This is a genomic window from Lentzea sokolovensis (genome assembly GCF_033949975.1).
GTDB classification, from domain to species: Bacteria; Actinomycetota; Actinomycetes; order Mycobacteriales; family Pseudonocardiaceae; genus Lentzea; species Lentzea sokolovensis.
In genome coordinates, this window is record NZ_JAXAVU010000014.1 from 616636 (window position 1) to 636615 (window position 19980).

At 66.7% G+C, this 19980-nt stretch carries 14 protein-coding genes and 2 pseudogenes; 7 read left to right on the plus strand and 9 right to left on the minus strand.

Annotated elements, in window-relative coordinates; genetic code table 11:
* Positions 1-4: 4 nt before the first annotated feature.
* Positions 5-5167, plus strand: a pseudogene (locus SK854_RS36735) (type I polyketide synthase); the annotation flags it as partial.
* On the opposite strand, the gene SK854_RS36740 reads toward SK854_RS36735, so the two are convergent.
* From SK854_RS36740 to SK854_RS48330, 8 genes and pseudogenes are all read right to left on the minus strand, one after another.
* Entirely contained in the window at positions 5157-5627 is a 471-nt protein-coding gene (locus tag SK854_RS36740) for a GNAT family N-acetyltransferase (protein WP_319979748.1), read from the minus strand. The pseudogene SK854_RS36735 and the gene SK854_RS36740 overlap by 11 nt on opposite strands.
* The gene (locus SK854_RS36745) at positions 5624-6076 is read right to left on the minus strand and encodes a winged helix-turn-helix domain-containing protein (RefSeq protein WP_319979749.1); all 453 of its coding nucleotides are present in this window, start codon (positions 6074-6076) and stop codon (positions 5624-5626) included. Before SK854_RS36745 ends, SK854_RS36740 begins: the two co-directional genes overlap by 4 nt.
* Positions 6077-6091: 15 nt before the next feature.
* Positions 6092-7024: an ABC transporter substrate-binding protein gene (locus SK854_RS36750; protein WP_319979750.1), complete on the minus strand. Its 933-nt coding sequence runs from the start codon at positions 7022-7024 to the stop codon at positions 6092-6094.
* A gap of 12 nt (positions 7025-7036) precedes the next feature.
* Positions 7037-7759 (minus strand): amino acid ABC transporter ATP-binding protein, encoded by a 723-nt coding sequence (locus SK854_RS36755; RefSeq protein WP_319979751.1) that lies wholly within the window; start codon positions 7757-7759, stop codon positions 7037-7039.
* Positions 7756-8589, minus strand: a complete 834-nt coding sequence (locus tag SK854_RS36760; protein ID WP_319979752.1) for an amino acid ABC transporter permease — start codon at positions 8587-8589, stop codon at positions 7756-7758. Before SK854_RS36760 ends, SK854_RS36755 begins: the two co-directional genes overlap by 4 nt.
* Positions 8590-8837: 248 nt before the next feature.
* Positions 8838-10109 (minus strand): LLM class flavin-dependent oxidoreductase, encoded by a 1272-nt coding sequence (locus SK854_RS36765; RefSeq protein WP_319979753.1) that lies wholly within the window; start codon positions 10107-10109, stop codon positions 8838-8840.
* A 12-nt stretch (positions 10110-10121) separates the two neighbouring features.
* A complete protein-coding gene (locus SK854_RS48325) occupies positions 10122-10373 on the minus strand; it encodes a hypothetical protein (RefSeq protein ID WP_406601877.1) in 252 nt (83 codons plus the stop codon).
* A 79-nt stretch (positions 10374-10452) separates the two neighbouring features.
* Positions 10453-10974, minus strand: a pseudogene (locus SK854_RS48330) (LLM class flavin-dependent oxidoreductase); the annotation flags it as partial.
* A 178-nt stretch (positions 10975-11152) separates the two neighbouring features.
* Here SK854_RS48330 and SK854_RS36775 point away from each other — a divergent pair.
* The 6 genes from SK854_RS36775 to SK854_RS36800 are packed head-to-tail and all read left to right on the plus strand — an operon-like array spanning position 11153 to position 15960.
* A complete protein-coding gene (locus tag SK854_RS36775; RefSeq protein ID WP_319979754.1) occupies positions 11153-12163 on the plus strand; it encodes a DUF6745 domain-containing protein in 1011 nt (336 codons plus the stop codon).
* Positions 12164-12171: 8 nt separating this feature from the next.
* Positions 12172-12564, plus strand: coding sequence for a hypothetical protein (locus tag SK854_RS36780; protein ID WP_319979755.1), 393 nt, complete (start codon positions 12172-12174; stop codon positions 12562-12564).
* Between the two features lie 45 nt (positions 12565-12609).
* Positions 12610-12990 carry a MerR family transcriptional regulator gene (locus SK854_RS36785; protein WP_319979756.1) on the plus strand — a complete coding sequence of 127 codons (381 nt, stop codon included), beginning with the start codon at positions 12610-12612 and terminating at the stop codon, positions 12988-12990.
* Positions 12981-13289, plus strand: a complete 309-nt coding sequence (gene trxA / locus SK854_RS36790) for a thioredoxin (protein ID WP_319979757.1) — start codon at positions 12981-12983, stop codon at positions 13287-13289. The genes SK854_RS36785 and trxA overlap by 10 nt, the downstream gene beginning before the upstream one ends.
* Before the next feature lie 19 nt (positions 13290-13308).
* Positions 13309-14892, plus strand: a complete 1584-nt coding sequence (locus SK854_RS36795) for a Na+/H+ antiporter (RefSeq protein ID WP_319979758.1) — start codon at positions 13309-13311, stop codon at positions 14890-14892.
* A gap of 18 nt (positions 14893-14910) precedes the next feature.
* Positions 14911-15960: a gamma-glutamylcyclotransferase gene (locus tag SK854_RS36800; RefSeq protein ID WP_319979759.1), complete on the plus strand. Its 1050-nt coding sequence runs from the start codon at positions 14911-14913 to the stop codon at positions 15958-15960.
* Here the strand turns inward: SK854_RS36800 and SK854_RS36805 are convergent.
* Positions 15941-19921 (minus strand): NACHT domain-containing protein, encoded by a 3981-nt coding sequence (locus tag SK854_RS36805; protein ID WP_319979760.1) that lies wholly within the window; start codon positions 19919-19921, stop codon positions 15941-15943. The two genes, SK854_RS36800 and SK854_RS36805, sit on opposite strands and share 20 nt — an antisense overlap.
* Positions 19922-19980: the final 59 nt, after the last annotated feature.

Below are 19980 nucleotides of genomic sequence, written 5' to 3' on the forward strand. Positions count from 1 at the left end.
GGCGATGCCGAACGAAGAGAAGCTCGTTGAGTACCTGAAGTGGGTCACGGCTGACCTGCACGAGACGCGTCAACGGCTGGAAGAGGTCGAGTCCGGGCGCCACGAACCGATCGCGATCGTCGGCATCGCGTGCCGGTTCCCCGGCGCCGTGCGCTCCGCCGAGGACCTGTGGGACCTGGTCTCGGAGGGCCGTGACGCGATCACCGGGTTCCCGACCGACCGCGGCTGGGACCTGGGAACGCTGGCGGGCGGGGACTCCGCGACGTTGCAGGGCGGGTTCCTGTACGACGCGGCCGAGTTCGATCCCGGCTTCTTCGGCATCTCGCCGCGTGAGGCTCTCGCGATGGACCCTCAGCAACGGCTGCTGCTGCAGACGACGTGGGAGGCCATCGAACGTGCGGGCATCGACCCGGCATCGTTGCGTGGCAGCGAAACGGGCGTGTTCGTCGGCACGAACGGCCAGGACTACGGACACGTGCTGATCGCCTCGGAGGAGGACGTCGAGGGCCACGCCGGAATGGGCACGGCCGCAAGCGTCATCTCAGGCCGCATCTCGTACACGTTCGGTTTCGAGGGTCCCGCCGTCACCATCGACACGGCGTGTTCTTCTTCTCTCGTCGGGTTGCACCTCGCTGCTGCTGCGCTGCGCAACGGCGAGTGCTCGCTCGCGGTCGCGGGCGGCGTCACGGTCATGGCGACGGCGTCGAACTTCGCCGGCTTCACGCGCCAGGGCGGCCTCGCGGTTTCCGGGCGTTGCAAAGCCTTCTCCGATGACGCCGATGGGACCGGTTGGTCCGAGGGTGTCGGCGTGTTGTTGGTGGAGAAGCTCTCAGACGCACAACGCAACGGACACCCCGTGCTCGCCGTGGTGGTGGGCAGCGCCGTCAACCAGGACGGCGCGTCGAACGGCCTCTCCGCGCCGAACGGTCCTTCGCAACGCCGGGTGATCCAGGCGGCTCTGGCATCGGCCGGGTTGGCGCCCGACGAGGTGGGCGCGGTCGAGGCGCACGGCACCGGAACAGTGCTGGGCGACCCGATCGAAGCGCAGGCGCTGCTCGCGACCTACGGTGCCGAACGGGCCGAGCCGCTGCGGCTGGGCGCGGTGAAGTCGAACATCGGGCACACACAGGCGGCCGCGGGTGTGGCGGGTGTGATCAAGATGGTGATGGCGTTGCAGCGGGAGACGCTCCCCCGGACGCTGCACGTGAGCACGCCGTCGTCGCACGTGGACTGGGCGGCGGGCAACATCGCGCTGCTGACGGAGGCCGAGCCGTGGCCGCGCGGGGAACAGCCGCGGCGGGCGGGGATCTCGTCGTTCGGCGTGTCCGGGACGAACGCGCACGTGATCATCGAGGAAGCCCCGAGCGCTCAGGAATTGTCAGACCTGCCTGAGATGATTGGGATGGGGGGCGGATCCCCCCAGGGGGCCAGCCAGTCGGGATCGATTCCGAACGGCGGGCGGGCATCGACTCCGGGCGACGGACGGACCGCAGCTGCCGACAGCGGGCAGGGCGCGGTGTGCCCGTTCGGCTTCGGCACGACCTCCACACCGGCCGACGAGGCTCCGCTGGTCGTGTCCGCGAAGTCCGCGAGCGCTCTGGAAGCGCGGGCCGGGCAGGTCCGCGAACTCGTCGACAGCGGCGCGAACCCCGCAGACCTCGGCCACTCCCTACTCACCACCCGATCCACCGGCTTCGACCACCGAGCTGTCCTCCTGAACGGCGTCACCCTCGCGAGTGGCCAGACCCAGCGCAAACCGGTGGCCGCCCTCTTCAGCGGCCAAGGCGCCCAGCGCCTCGGAATGGGCAAGGACCTCTACGAAACCTCCGACACCTTCCGCACCGCGTTCGACAACGTCGCCCAGCACCTCGACGTCGATCTCGACGACGCCATGTGGGGCACGAACGAGGAAGCGCTCAACCAGACCGGCACCACCCAGCCGGCCCTGTTCGCGCTGCAGGTGGCGCTTTACCGCCTTCTGGAGAGCTACGGGTTCAAGCCCGACCACGTCGCCGGCCACTCCATCGGCGAGATCGCGGCGGCACACGTCGCCGGCGTCCTCACGCTCGAAGACGCCGCCACCCTGGTCCAAGAACGCGCACGCTTGATGCAGGCCCTTCCGCAGAACGGCGCGATGTTCGCCGTCAAGGCGACGGAAGCGGAAGTCAGGAAGCACCTCACGGCTCAGGTCGACATCGCCGCCATCAACGGCCCCGACGACATCGTCATCGCGGGCGAAGAAGCGGCAGCAAGGACCACAGCGCAGAACTGGGAGCACAAGCAACTCAGGGTCAGCCACGCCTTCCACTCCCCGCTGATGGAACCGATGCTCGACGACTTCCGCAACGCCATCGAACACATCACGCTCACCAAGCCGCGCATCCCCATCCACACCAGCGGCGACGTCACGACCACCGACTACTGGGTCGGCCACGTCCGCGACACGGTCCGCTTCACCGAGAACGTCCAGAAGATCGGCGAGGCCACGTTCGTCGAGATCGGCCCGACCGGAGTGCTCAGCGCACTCGTCGACGGCTGCGTTCCGACGCTGCGCAAGGACAAGCCCGAACCGGCGGCGGTCCTCACCGCACTTGCCAAGCTCTACGTCAGCGGCGTGAACGTCAACTGGCGGAAGTTCTTCCCGCGCGGCGGCAAGATCGCGCTGCCCACCTACCCGTTCGACACGCAACGGTTCTGGCCCCAGGGCGGCACCGCGCCGAGCGGACCGGCCAAGTCCCACCCTGCCCTGCACGAGCTGCGGTGGATCGAAGCCACCGTCACCGCCAGTCCCATCGCGGCGGCCCGATGGGCGATCATCGGCGGGGACGAGTTCGACCTCGCGCACGTGCTCTACAGCGCCGGGCAGACCGTCACCGGGTACGGGGAGACGCTCGCCGAAGCCGCGAAGTCCACCAAGCCTGACGTGTTCATCGTGGCGGTCAGCGGTGACGGCACACCAGAAAGCACGCACGCACAGACGCAACGCGTTCTCGCGATCCTCCAAGAGGCCAACGACTACAGCGCGCACATCGTGTTCGTCAGCGGAGAGAACGACGTCACCGCGGCCGCCACGGCAGGGCTCGTGCGCAGCGCACAGATGGAGAACCCGGGCAGGTTCCTGCTGTTCGACACCGACGGGCTGGACGTGTCCGGTGCGTTGCTGCCCAAGCTGGTGGCGTGGGACGAGCCGCACGTGAAGGTCCGCAATGGACAGACGACCGTGCCACGGCTTCAAGAAGCCGAGAAGACCGAAGACGTGCACGAGTGGGACCCGGACAAGACCGTCCTGATCACCGGCGGCACCGGCGGGCTCGGCGCCGAGCTGGCGAAACACCTCGTCACCAGGCACAAGGTCAGGCACCTGCTGCTCGCCAGCAGGCGCGGCGAGGAGTCGCCCAAGGCCACCGAACTGCGCCAGGAGCTCGAAGCACAGGGCGCGATGGTCACGATCGCGGCGGCCGACGTCTCGAAGGCCGACGACGTCACCAGTCTCCTCAGTGCCGCGCAGAAGCCGTTGCAGGCCATCATTCACACGGCGGGCGTGCTGGAGGACGCGCTGATCGACGCGCTCACGCCGGAGAGCGTCACGAACGTCCTCACGCCCAAGGTCGACGCGGCCTGGCACCTGCGCAACGCCACGGACGTCCCGCTCGTGCTCTACAGCTCGGTCTCCGGCGTGATGGGTGCGGCGGGACAGGGCAACTACGCGGCCGCCAACTCCTACCTCGACGCCCTCGCCCAGAGCAGCGAGAACACCCTCAGCCTCGCCTGGGGTCCGTGGGCGCAGGACTCCGGCATGACGGCCGGGCTCAGCCAGGCCGCGATGGACCGGATGCAACGGTCCGGCATGCCGCCGCTGGCCGTCGAGCAGGGCCTCGCGCTGTTCGACGCCGCACTCGCGCACCGCGAACCCCTGCTGGTCCCGATCCACGTCGCCGCCCAGCGAGGCCCTGTCTCCAAGCTGCTGGGAGGCAACGCGGAACAGCCGCAGGAGAAGGCCGCCGTCACGGTGCTGGACCGGCTGCGCAACGCCCTGCCGGCGGAACGCGAGGCCATGGTCCGCGACCTCGTCACCGGCACGAGCGCGGCGTTGCTCGGCCACCCCGACCCGAGTGCCGTCGACCCGCAGAAGGACTTCCTCGAACTCGGCTTCGACAGCCTCATCGCCGTCGAACTGCGCAACCAGCTCAACGAACTCCTCAGCCTCAAGCTCGCCGGAAGTGTCGTCTTCGACCACAAGACCCCGGCGAACCTCGCCCAGCACCTCGTCACCGAACTCGGCACCCTCCACAGTGGAGGCAGCACGGGCAACGGCATCGAGGTGGCAGCGGAGGACACGGTGTTCGGGCTCTTCATGGAGGCCGTCACGAAGGGCAACGTCGCCGCCGGCCTGCAGATGCTCAAGGGCGTCGCGAACCTGCGCCCGATGTTCTCCTCCCCCGCCGAACTCGACGACCTGCCCGAAGCCGTCACGCTCGCGGACGGCCCGAAGCTGCCCAAACTCATCTGCATCAGCGCGCCCGGCGCGACGGCAGGCGTGCACATGTACGCACGGCTTGCGGCTCACCTGCGAGGAAAACGGCAGGTCAGCGCGCTCCCGCTGGTCGGGTTCGGTGCTGGGGAACCACTGCCGAAGGACGCCGCCGCGGTCAACCGGTGGGTGGCCGAGGCGGTGCTGCACGCGAGCGACGGCGACCCGTTCGTGCTCGTCGGCCACTCTTCCGGCGGCACCCTCGCCTACCTCGCGGCGGGCGTCATCGAGGAGACGTGGGGCATCAAACCGGACGGCGTGATCATGCTCGACACGCTGAGCCTCAACTACGACAACCGCGAGGGCATGGACTTCGAGTCCGTCACCAGCAACTACTTCAACACGATGGACTCCCCCGCGGTCAACATGAACAGCGCCCGGCTGTCCGCGATGGCGCACTGGTTCCCGCGCATCATCGACACCGGCATCCACACGACCGTGCCGAAACTGCTGGTCCGGTGCGCGAACGAGGTCAGGGGCACGGATCTGGTGACCGCGAACCAGGACGTCTCGGTGCCCGCGGACGACATCCGGCTCGTGGCCACCGACCACATGGCGATGGTGAAGGAGGACGCCCACCTCACCGCCGAGGTGATGGAGGACTGGCTCAGGGCCTTCCACCCCGTCACGTCCTGACGAGCAACGCCTTCTCGAACGGCAGCGGCCCGGCCGGCGGGACCGTCACGTCGAACAACGGCGTGAAGCCCGCCGCCAGGTACAGAGCGCGCGCCTCGGGCTGGCGAGGGCCGGTGGTCAGGTAGAGGCGCCGGTAGCCGAGACGAGACGTCTCGTCTCGCAGGACGTCCAGCACCCTCCGCGCCAGCCCCTGGCGGCGGTACGACGAGTGGGTCCAGATCCGCTTGAGCTCCGCGGTCTGCTCGTCGTACCGCCGGAACGCGCCGCCTGCCACGGCGGTTCCGTCGCGCAGCAGCACCATCAGCCCACCATCAGGCGGCGTCAGCGTGGAGTCCGGGAACAGTTCCATCCGCTCCCGAGCCGCCTGCCCGTACCTGCTCACATACTCGTGCACCAGCTCCGCCATCATCCCGGCGACCTCGGGAGCGTCCGGCCGGGTCCAGTGGACCTCGTCGGTCATCCGGCGCGCCGGTCCGCCAGCCGCACGACGTTCGGCGAGCGCTCCACCCGGACCCGGCTGCTCGACGCGACCAGGTACCCGACGCCGCGCACGGTCTGGATCACGTCCGACGCGTCACCGAGCTTCTGCCGGATCCGCCGCACGTGCACGTCGACCGTGCGGGCGCCGCTGTAGTCGTCGTTGACGCCCCAGACCGTCGCCAGCAGGTCACGACGACGATGGACGCGGTCCGTGTGCTCGCACAGGTGCAGCAGCAGCTCGAACTCCAGCCGCGTCGTCTCGACGAGTACGTCGTGCACGAACACCTGCCGCGTGTCAGGCAGGATGCGGACGTCCACCGCTTCGACAGCCGCCTGGGCCAAGGGCATCAGACCCACGTCGTTCAGCGCGCCGAGCAGCCGCAGCGCGGTGTCCTCGTCGTCGGTGTCGATGGTGATGCTGAACCTCATGACGCACCTCCCCGATCAGCTCTTCGGCAGACCCTGCGGGTTGATCTCGGACGTCGGCACGGCCTCGTCGGACAGGCCCCAGCGCTTCAGCACCTCCGCGTACTTGCCGTTGGCGATCAACTGGTTCAGCGCCTCCTGGACCGGGGTCACGAGCCCGCTGTCCTTCTTCGTGGTCACGGCGATCTTGCCCTGGACGCTGGCGCCGCCGGAGAAGTTGCCGATCACCTCGGTCTGCCCGGACGTCGCCGCGTGGTAGGCGGAAGTCGGGTTCGGGCCGAGGTAGGCGTCGATGCGGCCGGACTGCAGTGCGAGGTAGTAGTCCGACGAGTTCTGGAAGTACTTGATGTCAGTGGCTTTCAGACCCGCCGCGACGTTCTGGGTGCTCCAGTCGACCAGGATCTTCTCCTGGTTGGTGCCCGACGTCACGGCGATCACCTTGCCCGCCACGTCCTTGGGCTCCTTCACCTTCCAGGTGCCGCCCTTCTTCGCCTCGAACGCCAGCGTGTCGAGCCGGTAGGTGGCGAAGTCGTACTTCTCCTTGCGCGCCTCGGTGACCGTGATGTTCGACAGGCCGAGGTCGTAGGCACCGCTGTCCAGGCCGACGAACAGGTTCTCCCACGACGAGACCTCAAGTCGAGGCTTCAGGCCCAGCACGTCGGCGACCAGCGACGCGATGTCGGTCTCGACGCCGATCACGGTCTTGTCGTCGGTGGCGTAGAACCGCAGTGGCGGTGCTGTACCGGCGGATCCGCCGATCGTCAGCTCCCCCTTGGTTCTGAACTTCTCCGGGACCTTCGCGGCGATCTTGTCGTCCTTGGTGGCGGTGACCCGCTTCTGGTCCGGACCGAGGTTCACGCTCAGGCCCGCGACCTCGGTGGGCTCTTCACCGCCGGCGGTGCCACACGCGACCAGACCGAACGCCAGCACGGCGAGAAGTACTTTGCGCACAACGAGCTCCTTCTACAGAACCTTGGACAGGAAAGCGCGGGTGCGCTCGTGGACCGGGTGATCGAGCACCTCGTCCGGTGTTCCCTCTTCGACGATCACGCCGTCGTCCATGAACACGATCCGGTCGGCCACCTCGCGGGCGAAGCCGATCTCGTGCGTGACCACGACCATCGTGGTGCCGGTACGGGCGAGGTCGCGCAGCACGTCGAGCACCTCGCCGACGAGTTCCGGGTCCAGTGCCGACGTCGGTTCGTCGAACAGCACCACCTTCGGCTGCGTGGCCAGGGCTCGCGCGATCGCGACGCGTTGCTGCTGGCCGCCGGAGAGCTGCCGGGGATACGCGTCCGCCTTGTCCACCAGCCCGACCCGTTCCAGGAAGTGCCGCGCCTGCACCGGATCGGCCACCTCCGCGATGTTCTCCAACGCGGTGAGGTGCGGGAACAGGTTGAAGTTCTGGAAGACGAACCCGATGTCCTTGCGCTGCTTGAGGATCTCGCGTTCCTTGAGCTCGTGGAGCTTCCCGCCGCGGCGCTGGTAGCCGATCAGTGCGCCGTCGATGGTGATGAACCCGCGGTCGACCTTCTCCAGGTGGTTGATCGTGCGCAGCAACGTCGACTTGCCGGAGCCGGACGGCCCGAGCACCACCACCACCTCACCGGCCGCGACGGTCAACGACACTCCGCGCAGCACTTCCAGCGAACCGAAGCTCTTGTGCACGCCCAGAACCTCGATCACCGGCGGTCTCCTCGCGCGAAGTAGCGCTCGACGTAGTGCTGGCCGATCGAGAGCAGAGTGGTCAGGATGATGTACCAGACGGTCGCGACCATCAGCAGCGCCACGACCCGCGCGTTGCGGCCGTAGATGACCTGCACCTGGTAGAAGAGCTCGCCGATCGCCATCACCGAGACGACCGACGTGCCCTTGAACAGGCTGATCACCTCGTTGGCGGCGTTGGGCAGGATCGACCGCATCGCCTGCGGCAGCACGATTCTGCGGAACTGCCGGAACCTCGGGATGCCGAGCGCGGCCGCCGCCTCCAGCTGCCCGCGGTCGACGGAGATCACGCCGGACCGGACGATCTCCGCCGCGTAGGCCGCCTGGTGCAACGCGAGGCCGAGCACGGCCGCGCCCATCGGGCTGATCAGCGCGATGGTCTCGAAGCTGACGAACTCCGGTCCGAACGGGATGCCGAGCGAAAGCCGCTGGTAGAGATAGGAGATGTTGAACCAGAACAGCAGCTGCACGATCAGCGGGATCGACCGGAACGCCCAGATGTAGGTCCAGCCCACCGCCGAGAGGAACGGGCTCTTCGAGAGCCGCAGCACCGCGACCAGGATGCCGAGCGCGAAGCCCAGCACGGTGCCGAGCACGGTCAGCACGATGGTGGTGCCGACGGCGGTCAGGATCGACTGGGCGGTGAAGTACCGCGCGAACGTCGGCCAGTCCCAGGCGGGGTTCGTGACCAGGCCGTGCACGAACTGCGCGGCGAGCACCAGCACGAACGCCACCCCCGACCCAGCGCCACGGGTGGCGGGCCGGCACGACGGGTAACGCGGAGAGATCATCGTCCTTTGTGGACACCAAAGTCAGCGTGCCGGAAGAGGTCATGGCGAGTCCTTGCTGCGGCGGGGAACGTGAGACGAGCGAGAAGAGTCAGCTCGTACAACAGTCGATGCGACAGCGGGAGGACAGGACGAACGCGCCGTTCATCCTGTCCTCCCTTCCCTGCGCTCTTGAGGAGAGCACTCACTCAACGACGCTCACGTTATGTAGCGATGAACCAGCCGGGCAAGGACGTCCACGTGCTGAACAACTATCGGATACCGAGATGATCCCTCAACGTCGGACCTGTGTAGTCCGTCCGGAAAACGCCACGCTCCTGCAGCAACGGCACGACGGTGTCCGCGAACTCGTCGAGCCCGCCCGGCGTCACGTGCGGCACGAGGATGAACCCGTCGGCCGCGTCCTGCTGCACCAGGTCGTTGATCTGCGTGGCGACGCTGTCCGCCGAGCCGATGAACGTCTGCCGGGCGCTCACGTCGATCACGAGGTCGCGGATCGACAGGTTCTTCGCAGCGGCCTTGTCCCGCCACTCCTGCACAGTGGCGGCCGGGTCCTTGAACATCCGCACGCTCGCCCGGCCCTTCGCGATGGTGTTCTCACCGGTCAACGGCTCGACGTCGGGCAGAGGGCCGTCCGGGTCGTAACGGCTCAGGTCCCGGTTCCACACCTGCTCCAGGAACCGGATCGCGGTCGCGCCGCTGACCTGCTGGCGCCGCACGACCGCGGCCTTCTCCTGGGCGTCCGCGTCGGTGTCGCCGAGGATGAACGTGGCCGCGGGCAACACCACGAGCTGGTCGTGCGTGCGGCCGTACTTGGCCAGCCTGCCTTTCACGTCGCTGTAGAACTTCTGACCCGCCTCCAGCGTGCCGTGCCGCGAGAAGATCGCGTCGGCGGTGGCGGCGGCGAACTCGCGCCCCTCCTCGGAATCTCCGGCCTGGAGGATCACCGGACGACCTTGCGGCGAACGGGGAACGCCGAACGTGCCGCTGATGTCGAAGTGCTCGTCGGTGTGCTCGAACCGGCCCACGCCGGTGTCGAACAGCTTCCACGCCGTGCGCAGGAACGATTCCGCGCGGGTGTACCGGTCTTCCTGAGCGAGAAAACCGCCGCGCCGGAAGTTCTCGCCGGTGAAAGCGTCCCACGAGGTCACGACGTTCCAGGCGGCGCGCCCGTCCGACAGGTGGTCGAGCGAGGCGAACTGCCGGGCCACCTCGTAGGGTTCGTTGAAGGTCGAGTTGATGGTGCCGGCGAGCCCGAGCCTCTCGGTGACGGCGGCCAGCGCGGCGAGCACGGTGAAGGTGTCCGGCCGGCCGACGACGTCCAGGTCGTAGATCTCGCCGCCCTGCTCACGCAGCCGCAGTCCCTCGGCGAGGAAGAAGAAGTCGAACTTCGCCCGTTCGGCCGTCTGTGCCAAGTGGACGAACGACTCGAACTCGATGTGGCTGCCCGCCTGAGGATCGCTCCAGACGGTCGTGTTGTTCACGCCGGGGAAGTGCGCGGCGAGGTGGATCTGCTTGGTCATCTCGCGCTCCTTCTAGGCGAACTGGTTGGCGGGCCGGGCGAGACCGAGGTGGCCGCGCAACGTCCTGTGCTCGTACTCGGTGCGGAACAGTCCGAGCCGCCGCAGTTCCGGCACGAGTTCGCGGGTGATCTGCCGGAGATCGCCGTGCAGGCGGAAGCCGGCGAATCCGGCGGAGTGCCACTCGATCAGCTGCTCGATCGGGGTGGACACGTCGACATCTCGGAACACGAGCCTGTCGGTGGCCGAGACTTCGTCGGCGAACACGATGTCCCCCCAACGGGTGCGTGGCCGCGATCACCGGGTGGCCCTGCGGCGGGCGTGGCGTGATCGACGGCCCGCGCACCTTGAACCACCGGCCCTCGAAGTCGATGTGGTGCAGCTTCTCCCGGTCGATGAACCGCCCGGTGGCCTCGTCGCGGATCTCCGCGTCGTCCTCCCAGCTGTCCCACAACCGGCGCAGGACCTCCGCGTAGTCCGCGGCCTCCTCCCCCAGCTCGGACTCAGCCCCGACCGAACGACGCCCGAAGTGCTTGGCGTCAGCGGGATCGGGAGCGACGGCCAGTTGAACGCCCGCCCGTCCCCCGCTCACGTAGTCCAGCGTCGCGATCGCCTTCGACAGGTGGAACGGTTCGGTGTGCGTCACCACCGCCGTCGGTACAAGGCCGACGTGCGTGGTCAGCGGCGCGATGCGCGCGGCGGTGAGCACCGCGTCCAGTCCCGGCTGCCCGCCGAGCGAGTCGCCGAACGTGACGAAGTCGAGCGTGCCGTGCTCGGCCTCGCGCACGAGCCCGGCCCAATGCCTTGCGGTGAAAGCCTCTTCGCCGGTCGCGTGGAGCGCGGCGGCCAGGTGCAGTCGTGAGCCCACCGGTCCCCCTCTCGTCGTTTACTCGCATTCTGTGCGCGCGGAAGGGGGTCGTGCCGGGGCGGCCACTGGGTGGGAATCCCGGCCACCGGGGGAATATTTTTCGGGCTTGCGGATCGCGACGGGTTGGTGTCACGATCTTCCGCATGACGACTCGAAAGGGCGTGCGCGCCCTCGCGCTGTGAGCGCACCGAGCGGGCTTGAGGCCCGCTCCACCGATCGTTCCCCGCTCCGCGAAGACTGGTTAGCCCACGCGCTGAGCACCGCACCCGCTGATCGTCCGGCGGCCGAAGAGGCCGTGGTCCGGCTCTACGCGGCCACCGGCAGGCCACCACCGGAGTTCGCCTGGGTGCGTTCCCCCGCCGAGGCGGCGACTGTGTTGCCCGCCAAGGAGATCTTCCGCTATCACGACAACTGGCAGACCGTCGAGGCGCAGATCGCCGCGCTGGTCTCGGACCTGCGTCAGCGGCTGCGGCAACGCGGCGACTGGCAGGGAGCCCCGAGCCGCCGGGGCGGTGACCTGCGCCGAATCGTCCGCGAAAGCCTGATCCCCGCGATCAACTCCACGATGCCGGGCTCGCTCGGCATCGGCTGGGCGGGCCAGCACGAGGCCGACTGGCTGGCGGACGTCAACGCGCCTGACCTGGCACTGCTCGACGAGTGGGTGACTCTCACCCGGTCGACCGGGTGGTGGTGGCCGCGCGCAGGATTCTGCGTGATGGCCGACCGGCCGACGGCAGTGCACGTGGACGCGAACTCGTTGCTGCACAACGACAACGGCCCGGCCATCACGTTCGCCGACGGCACCCACGCCCACGCGTGGCACGGCACCACCGTGCCGAGGTGGGTGATCGAGGAGCCGGACGTCGTCCGGATCATGACCGAACGCCGTCTGGAGCTGCGTTTCGCCGCCGCCGAACGCCTCGGCTGGGAGACCTACGTCGACCAGGCCACGACGCCGTTGATCGCCACCGCGCCCGACCCCGGCAATCCAGGCTTCGACCTGCGTCTCTACGACCTGTGGGACCAGGTCAACCTGCTGCTCGTCGTCAACGGCTCGGTCGAACGCGACGGCACCCGGCGCCGCTACGGCCTGCGGGTCAACCGCTGGCAACGCGACCCGCTCGACGCGGCGGCCACGACCTACGGGTTGCGGGCCGACCAGTACGCCCAACTCCTACGACGCACCTGAAACACACCATGAACCTCGCAGAACTCGTCGACCGCACCAGCGTCGACGCGCTCGACCACCTCGAGCGACAGTCCACCATCCCCGTCGTCGACGGCCTGCAGGCCCAGGGCGACCTGATCGTCATCCCGTTCTCGATGCTCGACTCGCCGCCGGACGACGTCCCGGACCGCGAGGTGCCTCCCGAGGGCGTCCACCTCATCGCAGGCCTGAACGGCGGCAACCCGCACGTCCTCGTCGCGGACCCCGGCGTCTGCCGCTGGTCCACCGGCCGGGACCTGGCCGTCGTCGAGAACACCGCTCCCGTCTACCTCCTGCACCCCGAGCACGGCGGCACCGGCATCGCCGCGGGCCGGTGGCTGATCCGCCGGCAGTGGACGGCGGCCGGCCTGGTCGCGGACTGAGAAAGGCTTGCCTTGACGTGCGCGTCAAGGTTTAGCGTTCCCTTCATGAGGATCGGCGAACTGGCCAAGCGAGCCGGCACCACCACCCGTGCGCTGCGCTTCTACGAGTCCGAAGGGCTCCTCGAAGCGCAGCGCACGCCCAACGGCTACCGCGAGTACGGCGAGCACGACCTGCGGCTGGTTCGCGAGATCCAGTCGCTGCAGGCGGTCGGACTGTCCCTGGAGGACACCCGGCCGTTCGTCGCCTGCCTGCGCGCGGGTCACGAGTCCGGTGACTCGTGCCCGGACTCGCGGGAGGTCTACCGGCGCAAGCTCGCCGAGGTGGACGCCTGCCTGGACCGGCTGGGCGCCGTCCGGGAGTTCCTGCTGGCCAGGCTCGCCTTCCAGGACCCGTGTCTCGTACCCGAGGAGATCCAGTGCAGCTGACCGACGCCACGTTCGCCGACAAGACCCGGACCGGCACCGTTCTGGTGGAGTTCTGGGCGCAGTGGTGCGGGCCGTGCCACATGCTCTCCCCCGTGCTGGACGAGATCGACCGCGAGCGCGACGACCTGACCGTGCTCAAGATCAACGCCGACGAGAACACCGCCACCGCCCGCGACTACCAGGTCATGTCGCTGCCCACGATGCTGCTGTTCCGCGACGGCGTACCGATCCGTCAGATCGTGGGAGCGCGCCCCAAGGGCCGCCTGCTGGCTGAATTGGATGACGCGCTCAGCGCCTGAGCCGCCTATCTTTTAGCGCATGCTCGGTCTCGAACTCGTAGTGGTGCTGGGCGTGTGCATCCTGGCGAGCAGTGTCGTGTCGGGACGGTTGCGCGTCGCCGCCCCGGTCCTGCTGGTCGTCTGCGGTGCCGTGCTCGGCTTCGTGCCCGCCCTGGAAGAGGTCAGCCTGCCGCCCGAGGCGATGCTGCTGATCTTCCTGCCGGCGTTGCTGTACTGGGAGAGCCTCAACACGTCGTTGCGGGAGATCCGCAGCAACCTGCGCCCGATCGTGCTGCTCAGCACGCTGCTCGTCCTCGCGACCGCCGCGGCGGTCGCGGCCGTCGCCCACGCGCTCGGCCTCGACTGGGGTCCCGCGTGGGTGCTCGGCGCGGCCCTGGCCCCCACCGACGCGACCGCCGTCTCGGCCATCGCGCGGGGCATGCCGCGCCGCACCACCACGATCCTGCGCGCGGAGTCGTTGATCAACGACGGCACGGCTCTCGTGATCTACGCGATCGCCGTCTCCATCACCATCGGGGAACAGGAGTTCAGCACCGGACGCGTCGGCCTGCAGTTGTTGCTGTCGTACGCGGGCGGTGCGGCGGCCGGGTTGCTGGTGGCGTGGCTCGCGGTGCAGGTGCGCAAGCGGCTCGACAGCCCGTTGCACGAGAGCGTGGTCAGCATCCTGACGCCGTTCGCGGCGTTCCTGGCCGCCGAGACGGTGCACGGTTCCGGCGTGATCGCCGTGGTGACGTGCGGCCTGACCCTGGCGCGGGTCGGCCCTCGGATCGTGCGTGCCGACACCCGCCAGGTGAGCTACGCGTTCTGGGGCATCGCGACGTTCGTGCTGAACGGCGCCCTGTTCGTCCTGATCGGACTCCAGGCGCACAGTGCCATCCGCTCGCTGGACGGTTCGGAGACCCTCGCGACGTTCGGCGCCATCGGTCTCGTCTCCCTGACCGTGGCCGGCACGCGATTGTTGTGGAGCTACACGACTCCGTACGTGATCCGTGCTTTGGATCGCCGTCCTCAGCAACGGTTGCGGCGCGTGGGAGCCAGGCAACGCCTCGTGTCGTCGGCCGCCGGGTTCCGCGGCGCGGTGTCGTTGGCCGCCGCCCTGGCCGTGCCCGAGACGGTGGTGGGTGGCGGGCCGTTCCCGTTCCGCGACGAGATCATCCTGATCACCTCCGGCGTCGTCGTGCTGACCCTGATCGTGCAGGCGGTGATGCTGCCCTCGATCATCCGTTTCTCGCAGCTACCCGAAGACACGGCGCTGGACGAGGAGCTGCGGCTCGCCCAGTCCACGGCGTCCGAGGAGGCGTACGAGGCGCTCCCGCGGCTGGCCGACAAGGTGGGCGTCTCGGACGTCGTCTACAAGCGGGTGCTGGCCGAGTACGAACACCACCTGGAGGTCGTGCGGGCGCGCGAGGCCGGCAACGAGGAGGTGGCGCAGTCGGAGGTCGAGTACGCGGCGCTGCGGCTGGAGTTGATCGCGCACAAGCGGGCGACCGTGGTGCGGTTGCGCGACGAGGCCGCGATCGACGACATCGTGTTGCGCACGATCCAGCGGAAGCTCGACGTGGAGGAAGTGCGGTTGTCTCGGCGCGAGGTCGACGAGGACTGAGTTTGTAGGGTTGGTCGCATGATCACTCCACGGGAGCGCGTGCTGGGCCGGATCGCCGATCACCTGTGTGGCCGGTTTCCGGGGCATCCGGTGCGGGTGGCGGTGGACGGGATCACGGCGTCGGGCAAGACGACTTTGGCTCGGGAGCTGACGGCTGCCGTTGTTGCTCGTGGGCGTTCGGCGGCGCACCTGACGATGGACGGGTTCCACAACCCGCGTGCGGTGAGGCACCGGCAGGGGCGGGACTCGGCTGACGGGTATTACCTGGACGCCTACGACTTCGGTGCGTTCTCGCAGCTGGTGCTGGAGCCCCTCGGGCCCGGCGGGGACCTGCGGTATCGAGAGCGGATCATCGACCTGCGTTCGGACACTCCCCTGGACGAGCCACCGGTGACCGCGCCAGAAGACCTCGTGCTGGTGGTGGACGGGAGCTTCCTCCAACGGGAGCTGGAATGGGACGAGGTCGTCTTCGTGGACACGCCGTTCGAGGTAGCACGGGAACGCGGGACTCGGCGTGACGCGGAGTTGCTCGGCGGGCTGGAGCAAGCCGAACGTGCGTTTGACCAGCGATATCACGCTGCCTGCCGTCGGTACCTGGAAGAGGTGCGGCCAGCCGATCGGGCTTCCGTCGTGGTGGGGAACTCCGACGTCGCGAGCCCCGCACTGCGGCGGATCGGCGGGCCGGCCGACGCCGTGGTGAATCTGTTCTCGTACGGGACGCTGCAGACGCCATCGGTGCAGATCGAGCACTTCGGGCGGACGTTGGTCGGCAAGGAGGACGTGCTGCCCGGCTATCGGCAGGACTGGGTGACGATCACCGATCCCGCCGTGATCGAGGTCAGCGGGACGGACCGGCACCCGATCGTCCGGCACACAGGAGACCCAGCGGACACGACTGCCGGGACCATGCTCGAGGTGACGGCTGCGGAGCTCGCCGCGGCCGACATCTACGAGGTCGACGACTACCGGAGAGCGCTCGTTCGGCTCGATTCGGGCGCAGACGCCTGGGTGTACCTGGCCAGTAACAATCTCAAGACGCCTCCACCTTTCAGCCGCTCACCTTCTTGATCACCCACATCAAGTCATCGACGGTCTGTTCGGAGATGGCGACACGAGCGCGCCCGGAGAGTCGACCGAACGAGGGCGCGCGGACGTAATCGACACCCACAGGCACAGAAAAGATTCTGGAAAAAATCTTCTGCACATGACCGGAATCTTCATAGATTCGACAGAGTCGAAGCAAGAAGATCACGTCCAGCGGATCTTCGAGGAGCGTGTTGTACGCCGCCCCAGGCCTGCGCAATATTTCCATCATTGAACCAACAATGGGGCCGTCAGGTGCCGCGCAAAGCGCCAACCGAATAACTAGAGAAAGAACATTCGACGGCCTGTAGCTCGACTCCGCATCAGATAGCAAGCTCGCCAATTCATCAAATAGAAAAGCAGCCTGCATTCGATGGCTCGAATCCCCGTCTATCAGCATCTCCAGCAGGCTCATCAGTGTCGCCAACGACAGCTCAGCCACTTTCCAATCGCCAGCTAGAACACGATCAGACAGGGCTTTAATGCCTGCCCGAAAAAGTTCTCCAACATCCAGAGCAAGACCGCAGATTGCCATGCTCACGGCAAGTTCCGAGGTTTGAGGTTCAGCAACCCAACCCGAGCTGATCTTAGCCAAGAGCGCTTTTCTGACCAGAGTTGCACCGCGCGTGAAAGGATAGATCCGAGTCGCCCTCAAGATTGGACCGGCAGCGTCGCACGAAGCAATCCACCCTAAATCCTCATTCGCCACCTTAACAAGCAGGTCATTGATCCAACGCGGCTCTATGCGACTCTTGATTGCCACCACTTTATTGGCATCATCCGAAGGGAGCTTGCGAAGAGAGTCCAGGTCACTCGGGCCGATCATCGAGTCCATCGCATTGCCCATCGTCACGGCGTCTGGCCGATAGATCAAATCGAATGCCTTTGACAAAGCGCGCGAACTGATGTCATCCCTCCTATATCGAGGGCTATTCCAACCCCAAATCGAATCGACCCGCGGATCCCCCTTCCTCTCCCCCCTGCCGTGACGTGGATCAACCGCGTTTCGACTCACAACCTCAACGCTGAGATCGATACCTTCCCGCAAGAGCCGACTTCCGATCTTATCCAAGTCGACCTGCTTGCCAAACGAGCTGTCATAGACATAGATCCCAGCCAATCCTGCTGTGATGTCATCGGCCAACGCCTCCGCAACATTGAACACATCATCCAAGCGCGTATTTCGAACAGGCGCCTGGAAAATGTCGCGTCCCGCTAGACAAATTTCATCGTCTACCCTTTTTGCCTCAAGGATTGTCGATACACCAGAAAGAGCCTCAAGCGAGTACCAGGAGCGCCAGAGATAAACAAGACGATCCCAAGGTCGGCATCCTGAATCAGGCACCGAGAAGAGGGACTCGTCGAAAACGTAGCCCTCCACAGACAACACAGTGCGCAGCACGATGAGGTTGAGACTGTAGATCGCCGTGTGCCCAAGTGCGGACAGATGAACAAATGGGCGTTTGTCGTCGACATCGACGAGAAATTTCGGCGGGGTTCCGCGCAGGATACTTCGAATCTGCTCCCGAAGCAGTAGATTTAGATTATCAAGGAATCTGCCGATACCGCGCGACTCGTCCCGCAGGCGGTGACCTGCCCATTCGCGAAGCATCTCAAGGATCACAGGGCGCGAATGCAGGGCGGAATAGCACAAGCAGGCGAACCAGTTGTCGGTGATGACGTGAAGTCGCTGCTGAAGGGCTGAGCGAAGGTCATCATCTCCACTCAGTTTTTCTACCGTTTTCGCCTCCCGCAACAGGGTTCGCAGAATGAAGTCGGCCGTCAGAAACTCACCGAAGGTGTTGTGGAGAAACTCGAAGGCGGTCGAGTTGGACTCGCTCTCCGCCCCCGCACCCCCGGACGCCGTAGTACGGGACTCGTGGATGAAGAAGAAGCTGCCCAGCAGCAGCTCTGCCTGGCTCAACTGCGCACCACCTGCCGAGGTCTGCACCGTGCGCTCGACATCGAAGTAGGCGATGTCGCGGTTCAGCTGTTCCTTCGTGATGTGCAGGGATTGCCGGTTGAACATGCCGACTGCGGCAACCCCGAGACGTTCCAGGTCACGCTCGATCTGCTCACTCTGCTCACGGGGACCCAGCGCGCGGAAGAGCGTCCCCTCCTCGTCCTTGAGCCGCTCTCGTTCCATGAATCGGCAAAGCAGGCTGTGATAAAGACGGGTTTGGTCCAGTCGCTCGCCGTGGTGAAGTGAGTTCTCCTTCGAGTCGTAGACCGCGAGCATGAGCATGAGCAACGGCTGCCTCGCCAGCTGAAGGACCTTCTCCTCGGTGCCGGGGTGGAATGGCCGGGTGTTGGTCCGCGAGAAGTAGACCTGGTTGTGCTGGTTCCACACGGAGATCCAGGCTTGTTGTCTGGGCTCGTCGAACTCCTGGAGCCTGAGCACCGTGACGCCTGGAGGCATGACGGCCTTGTCGATCAGCGTCACGCGGCTGGTGATGATCACCCGGACCGGGCGCTTCTGGTTCGCCTCGCGGCGCTGGAACTGGTGAACCTTGTCGAGGTAGCCGCTGTAGACCTTGCCGCTCGACTGAAGTAGCTCGTCGTAGCCGTCGAGAATGATCACCGGCGGACTGTCCGGGAACGCCTTGGCGTACGTCGGCCAGTGCACGTCCAGGCCGGTGTCTTTCCGGATCTGTTGCTCAATCTGGGTCTGCAGCTCGGATTCAGCGTCGATGTCCCGCAGTTTCACCCGGACCGCGTTGAAGATCGGTGGCCGCAACGTGGCCGCAAGGAGCTCCGTGAACAACGACTTGCCCGAGCCCGGTTGACCGAGGATGACCAAGGGAGACTCGGTGCTGTACACCGATTGGAGGTAGGTGACGACGAAGGCACCGAGATCATCCTTGCTGTCGATGCCTGCCCACATGCGTTCGTCTTCGAGAGGCTTTCTGGTATCCATGTGCCGCAACACCTTGTACGCCTGCGGCACGAAGATGTCCCGTTTCCTCGGATACTGCAGAGCGGGGGCGTCGTCGCGACGGTCGTAACGGTCGTCGATCACCGGTTCTGCGATCCAGCCCGCATAGGTCCGGTTCAGTGCATCTGACACTTCGAGGGCTGGGTTCTCCATGACCCGCGCGTGGGCGATCACGCTGATCGCGTTGGCCAGGTTGGCTAGGCCCAGGTCAAGTGAGCGGGTTGCGGAGTCGATCCGGTCGAGCTTCTCGCGCACGCTGACGGTGAGCTGTTGCGTGCGGCCGTGCTCGCGGAGTTCCGACCAGATGAAGTACTCCGGCACTTCAGCCGCGAAGGCCAGGTACTGCAGTTCGTAGACCTCAACAGCCTTCGCTGGCAGATCCCGGAGCCGGGTACTGATCTCATCCCGTTGTGGCTCGCCGAGTCGCTCCCAGACAGCCAGTCCGCACACGAACTTGGTCAGCTGCCGAGCCATGTTCTCGTAAAGGTTCTTGCGGTTCTCTCCTTCCTGCTGCCTGGTGAGGACCGGATGGGGCAACGGGACGGGCACCTGTGAGAGGTCGATCCCGTCAGACTCCAGCGGCTTGGCCGGAGCGGCGGCGAGAGCCCCGATCTTCGCTGCGGCCCGCTCGGAGATCCTGCGTTGCTCCGGACCGCTGAGATCGATGGCTTTGACGAAATCAGGCAGACTGTCCTGCAGCGCCTCGAAGAAGGCTGTGTACGTCAGCAGGCAGTGGGCCGCCACGATGTGGCGGCCGCGGTCCACGAAGCTCGCCTTCGAGCTTTCGGCGATCTTCTTGACGGCACCGCCGGCGAGCTTGATGATCTCGTTCTTCGCGCCGATTAGCCCTAGCGCGGGCAGAGCGGTCGGCCCAAGCATCACTGGTGACAGCAGCAGCACGGCGCCCAGCAGCTTGTCTACCGCGCCCAGCAGTTCCTCGCCTTTGGCGCCGGTTTTGACGAGCTCCCGCACCTGCCGGAACGTCATCTCGAAGTTCGAAGCTTGAGCCATGCCAGATCATCGTCGCGTTGCAGCGACTTGCTACGGATGACTTAGGACGTCACTCTTTC